At 73.9% G+C, this 5,593-nt stretch carries 6 protein-coding genes; all 6 read right to left on the bottom strand.

Annotated elements, in window-relative coordinates:
- Nucleotides 1-17: 17 nt before the first annotated feature.
- Complete coding sequence (locus ACXJKG_RS18960) at nucleotides 18-1,214, bottom strand: LLM class flavin-dependent oxidoreductase (protein ID WP_456847289.1); 1,197 nt, start codon at nucleotides 1,212-1,214, stop codon at nucleotides 18-20.
- Complete coding sequence (locus tag ACXJKG_RS18965) at nucleotides 1,211-2,320, bottom strand: FAD-dependent oxidoreductase (protein ID WP_456847290.1); 1,110 nt, start codon at nucleotides 2,318-2,320, stop codon at nucleotides 1,211-1,213. The genes ACXJKG_RS18960 and ACXJKG_RS18965 overlap by 4 nt, the downstream gene beginning before the upstream one ends.
- A 109-nt stretch (nucleotides 2,321-2,429) precedes the next feature.
- The gene (locus tag ACXJKG_RS18970) at nucleotides 2,430-3,398 is read right to left on the bottom strand and encodes an ABC transporter substrate-binding protein (protein WP_456847291.1); all 969 of its coding nucleotides are present in this window, start codon (nucleotides 3,396-3,398) and stop codon (nucleotides 2,430-2,432) included.
- Nucleotides 3,399-3,506: 108 nt separating this feature from the next.
- Nucleotides 3,507-4,274 carry an amino acid ABC transporter ATP-binding protein gene (locus ACXJKG_RS18975; protein ID WP_456847292.1) on the bottom strand — a complete coding sequence of 256 codons (768 nt, stop codon included), beginning with the start codon at nucleotides 4,272-4,274 and terminating at the stop codon, nucleotides 3,507-3,509.
- Nucleotides 4,274-5,326 (bottom strand): amino acid ABC transporter permease, encoded by a 1,053-nt coding sequence (locus ACXJKG_RS18980; protein WP_456847293.1) that lies wholly within the window; start codon nucleotides 5,324-5,326, stop codon nucleotides 4,274-4,276. The genes ACXJKG_RS18975 and ACXJKG_RS18980 overlap by 1 nt, the downstream gene beginning before the upstream one ends.
- 2 nt (nucleotides 5,327-5,328) lie before the next feature.
- The coding region (locus ACXJKG_RS18985; protein WP_456847294.1) for a GNAT family N-acetyltransferase at nucleotides 5,329-5,593 on the bottom strand (265 nt) is incomplete at its 5' end.

A 5,593-nucleotide genomic window follows, 5' to 3' on the forward strand; every position in this document is an offset into this window, starting at 1 on the left:
GGGCGCGACCGCGCGGGCTAGCGGGTCGACGCGGCCGTGCCTGCGCCGACCAGCTCGTCGTCGGCGAGGCCCCACGCGCGGGCGAGCAGCTCGTACGAGCGGGCCGTGTCCGCCGGGTCGTGCGTGATCGTGGTGATCAGCAGCTCGTCGGCGCCGGTCGCGCGCACCAGGGCGTCCAGGCCGCGGGCCACCGCCTCCGGGTCGCCGACGAGCCGCGTGTCGATCCGGTCCCGCAGCAGCGCACGCTCGGCGTCGCCGCGCAGCTCCCACGGCGTCGTCGTGCCCGGCCGTGGGTACTGGATCGCGCTCGCGCCGCTGCGGATCGAGAGCACCCACTCCGCGAACGGGTCGGCCAGCGCGGCCGCCCGGGACGACGTCTCCGCGACGAGCACGTCGGCCGAGACGACGACGTACGGCTCCGTGAGCACGCCGGGCACGAAGGCGTCCCGGTACGCCGCGACCGTCTCCAGGACCGTCGCCGGGCTCACGTGATAGTTCGCCGCGAGCGGCAGGCCGAGCTCGCCCGCCACGCGCGCGCTCTCCCCCGCGCTGGACGCGAGCACCCAGAGGTCCAGGTCGGAGCCCTCCACCGCCGGGCTGGTGACGACCCGCTCGCCGGCTCGGGCGGTCCCGGCCTGCAGCGCGATGACGGTGGACAGCTCGTCGCGGAAGGGCTCCGGCGTGCGGCCCGCGGAGAGGAACTGCTGGTGCGCGACGAAGCGCGCGCGCAGGTCGGGGTCGGCGAACGTGAACGGCGGCGCCGCGGGCACCGGCAGCCCGTCGACCACCCGGTCCTCCGTCGCCGACGCCGGGACGCGCCCCGCGGTCGGGGCCGACGCGTCGGGCACGGAGGACGTGCTCGGCGGCGGGAACGACGCCCGGCCCAGCCCGAGGTCCACGCGCCCGGGGTGCAGCGCGGCGACGGTCCCGAACTGCTCGGCGGCCACGACGGGGCTGGTGGAACCGAGCAGCACGGCGGCGGACCCGACGCGGATGGTCGAGGTGGCGCTCGCGGTCAGGGCGGCGAGCACGCCGGGCGTGGACGACGCGACGCCCGGCGCCAGGTGGTGCTCGGCGTACCAGACCCGGCGGTACCCGAGCCGCTCGACCAGCTGCGCGCGCTCGACGGCCGTCCGCAGGGCTTCGGCGCCGCTGCTCCCCTCCGGGACGGGCGCGAGGTCGAGCACGGACAGGGGCACGGCACGGCGGGTCATCGGATCTCCTGCAGGGCGGGTCGGGACAGGTGGAAGGCGGGATGCGACGCAGAGACGGGGTCGTCGGCAGACTCCTCGGCGAGGTCGGCCAGGACCCGCCCGATCGCGGGGGCGAACTTGAAGCCGTGGCCGGAGAAGCCCGCGGCGACCACCAGCGGCCCGCGGCGGTCGAGGACGAAGTCGTGGTCGGGGGTCGTCGTGTAGGTGCACGAGATCGGCGCGGGGACAGAGGCGTCGACGCCGGGCAGCCACTGCGCCGCGTACTCCTGCAACAGAGCGAGCTGCGCGGGCTCGGCGGTGAACGTGCGCCGGTCGGGGTCGGTCACGGGGCCGACGGCGTGGAACCCGACCTTGATCCCCTCCCCGGGCGTGCCCAGGCCGTAGGTGCCGCTGGGCCACGGGTGGTCCCCGAGCGGGCGGTGCGTGAAGCTCGGCCAGTCGTCGGGCGTCCCGGTGCGCAGCGCGAAGTGCGCGGGCTGCTCCTGCGTGACGACCAGCGGCGGCGCCCCGGCCCCGAGCAATGCCGAGGTCCACGCGCCGACGGCCAGCACGACGCTGCGAGCGCGGAACGGCCCGACGGATGTCTCGACGAGCACGCCGTCGGCACCAGCGGTCACGGACAGGACCTGCACGCCGTGCCGCACGTGGGCACCGAGCGCCGCGGCGGCGGACTGGAACGCGGCGACCGCGCGGTCGGCGTGGATCCGGCCGGCGGTCCGGGTCTCGTGCAGCACGGTCCCCTCGAACCGCAGCCCCGGCCAGCGCTCGTGCGCGGCCTCGGGCGGGAGCAGCTCGTGCGGGACGCCGCGGGCGACGAAGGCGTCGACCACGCCGGGCGCCGGCTCGCCGTGGCTCACGCCGCCGGTGAGGGTGAGCACCCCGTCGAACGACTGCCACAGCTCGAGCGCCTCTGCCGCGAGGTCGAGGTACTCGGGCCGGTCGTAGGTCTGCCGGTAGATCCGCGAGGCACCGTGGGAGGCGCCGCGCACGTGCCCCGGCTCGAACCGCTCGAGGAGCACGACGTCACGGCCGCGCCGCGCGAGCTGCCACGCGGCGGCGGAGCCCATCACGCCGCCTCCGAMGACGAGGTGGTCGACGACCTGCACAGGTACCTCCAGAGATGGGGGACGAAACTGGTGGCCGGCCGGGCGTCCCCCGACCCCGACCGGCCACCGCGGACGCTCGTGCGAGAAGCACAGCATCCGGTCTGAGGGGTCAGCTCGTCTTGGGCAGACCCGGCGGGTTGGTCTCGGGCTTCTCGATGGCCTCGGCGGACAGGCCCCAGCGCGCGAGCACCTGGGCGTAGGTGCCGTCGTCGAACGCGTGCTGGAGCGCGGCCGTCACGGCCGGAGCGAGCTCGGAGCCCTTGAGCGTGGCCACGGCGATCTGCGCCGTCAGCGGCCAGCCGCCGTTGAGGGTGCCGACGACCTTGAACTGGTCGGGCGCGGTCGCCGCGCTGTAGGCGAGGCTCGCGTTCGGGCCGACGTAGGCGTCGACCCGGCCGGACTGCACGGCCAGCAGCACGTCCGAGTAGTTCTCGTAGTACTCCGGCTCGCCGCCCTTGATCGGCTCCAGGCCCTTGTCGATGTTCTCCTGGTTCCAGGCCAGCAGGATCTTCTCCTGGTTGGTGCCGGAGCCGACGCCGACCGTGAGACCCGCGATGTCCTTGGGCTCCGTGATCTCCTTGACCGTGCTGGAGGCGCTGGTCAGCCAGCCGAGCTGGTCGTTGCGGTACGACGAGAAGTCGTAGAGCTCCTTGCGCTCCTCGGTCACCGTCACGTTCGAGATCACGGCGTCGACGTCGCCCGACTGCAGGGCGAGCGGCCAGTCGGCCCACGCCTTCTGCTCGAGCTCGAGCTTGAGCCCGAGGGCGTCGGCGACGAGGCTGGCGATGTCGGTCTCGTTGCCGATCGGCGTCTTCTCGTCGTCGGCGAGGAAGCCCAGCGGCGGCGCGGCACCGGCCGTCGTGGCGACCTTGAGGACACCCGACTCCTTGACGTCCGCCGGCAGCAGCGCGATGGCGTCCTCGGACTTCGTCGTGTGGATCCGGTCCTGGTCGGGGCTCGTGCTGATGGTCAGACCGGCGGCGGTGGCCTCGGGGGTCGCCGCACCGTCGGTCTCGGCGGAGGCCGATCCGGCGCACGCGGCGAGCGCCAGCAGGGGCACGAAGGCCAGTGCGCTCACAGCACGTCGGAAGGTCGTAGTCACGGGAGGTCTCTCTCTCGGTCGGGAGCGCGACGGGGCGCGCTCGTCACGCCGTCCGCGGGGTGCGGGCGACGAAGAACTGGGGGGTCAGAGCACCTTGTCGAGGAAGGCGCGGGTGCGGGGGTGCTGCGGGTTGTCGAGCACCTGCGCAGGCGTGCCCTGCTCGAGGATCTGGCCGCCGTCGATGAAGACGACGCTCGTGGCCACCTCGCGGGCGAACCCGATCTCGTGCGTGACGACGATGAGCGTCGTGCCCGTCGCCGCGAGGTCCCGGATGACGTCGAGCACCTCGCCGACCAGCTCGGGGTCGAGCGCGGAGGTGGGCTCGTCGAAGAGCACGACCGCCGGCTTGACCGCGAGCGCCCGGGCGATCGCCACGCGCTGCTGCTGCCCGCCGGACAGCTGCCGGGGGTAGGCGTCGGCCTTGTCGGACAGCCCGACCCGGGCGAGCAGCTCGCGCGCCTCGGCCTCGACCTCGGCCCGCGGCCGCTTCTGCGCCGAGATGGGCGCCTCGACGACGTTCTCGAGCGCGGTGAGGTGCGGGAACAGGTTGAAGTTCTGGAACACGAACCCGATGCGGGTCCGCTGCGCCAGGACGTCCTTCTCCTTGAGCTCCTGAAGCGCGCCGTCGGACCGGCGCCGGTAGCCGATGAGGTCGCCGTCCACGGAGATGGATCCGCGGTCGACCTTCTCCAGGTGGTTGATGGCCCGCAGCAGGGTCGACTTGCCCGACCCCGACGGCCCGAGGATCACGGTGACCTCGCCCGGCTGGACCGTGAGGTCCACGCCGTCGAGCACCTCGAGCGTGCCGTAGGCCTTGTGCACGCCCCGCACCTCGACCAGCCCGGCGGCCATCAGAGGGCCCCGTCCGGCGCGGCGGTGGTGGTCCGGACCAGGACGCCACGAGACCGCCCGTAGCCGGGTGGGAGGTCGCCCGGCAGCGGTCGTCCGCTCACGCGCGACCACGCGATCCCCACGCCCCAGCGCGCCCGCTGCAGCGGCGTCGGCGGCAGCTGCCTCAGCGCACCCTTCGCGTAGTGCCGCTCCACGTAGTACTGGATGACGGTGATCACGGTGGTGACGACGAGGTACCAGATGCCCGCGACGATGAGCAGCGGGACCACCCGCTGGTTGCGGCCGTAGATGACCCCGACGATGTAGAACAGCTCGCCGTACGCCAGCACATAGACCACGGACGTGCCCTTGACCAGGCCGATGATCTCGTTCACGGCCGTCGGCACGATGGTCCGCATGGCCTGCGGCAGGATGATCCGGCGCTGCTGACGCGACCGCGGGAGCCCGAGCGCGGCGGCCGCCTCGTGCTGGCCCTGGTCGACGCCGAGGATGCCGCCGCGGACGATCTCGGCCGCGTACGCCGCCTGGGACAGCCCGAGCCCGAGCACCGCGGCGCCGAACTTGTCGATGACGTCGAGGGTGTCGAAGCCGACGAACGAGGGACCGAACGGCACCCCGAGCGTGAGGGTCGGGTACAGGTACGCGAGGTTGTACCAGAGCAGCAGCTGCAGGATCAGCGGCACGGACCGGAACACCCAGATGTAGGCCCACGACACCGACCGCAGCAGCGGCGAGCGCGACAGCCGCATGAGCGCGAGCACGGCGCCCAGCCCGAAGCCGACGACGGCCGAGGCGGCGGTCAGCCGCAGGGTGCCCCACAGCCCATCGAGCACGGACGGCCAGGTGAGGTACTGCCAGACGACGGACCACTCCCACCGGGGGTTGGTCAGCAGCGAGCTCACGACCATCGCGAGGAGGACCGCGACGACGGCCGTGGCGATCCAGCGGCCGGGGTGGCGGGCGGCGTGGACGCGTGGCTCGTCGGCCGGCGGGCGGACGGGCGGCGGGGACAGGACGAGGGACTCGTCCTGGTGCAGGAAGGCGGTGGACACGGTCACTCCGGGGTGGTGAGGGACGGACGGGACGGGGGCGCGTCCGTACAGAGCCACTTCTCGAACGCCAGCGGCCCGATCTCCTCCGGGTCCGCGGCCGTGTCGAACAGGGGTGTGAAGCCGGTCGCCAGGTAGAGCGCGGCGGCTTCGGGCTGGCGCGGGCCGGTGGTCAGGTAGAGCCGCTGGTACCCGGCCGCGACGGCGCGGGTCTCCAGCTCGGCCAGCACCCGGCGCGAGAGCCCCTGCCGGCGGTGCGCCGTGCTGGTC

Source organism: Cellulomonas sp. P5_C6, from assembly GCF_054049635.1.

Bases quoted from the DNA above. Each gene is read 5' to 3' on its own strand.
- ACXJKG_RS18960 (WP_456847289.1), bottom strand. From the start codon at position 1,214: ATGACCCGCCGTGCCGTGCCCCTGTCCGTGCTCGACCTCGCGCCCGTC.
- ACXJKG_RS18975 (WP_456847292.1), bottom strand. From the start codon at position 4,274: ATGGCCGCCGGGCTGGTCGAGGTGCGGGGCGTGCACAAGGCCTACGGC.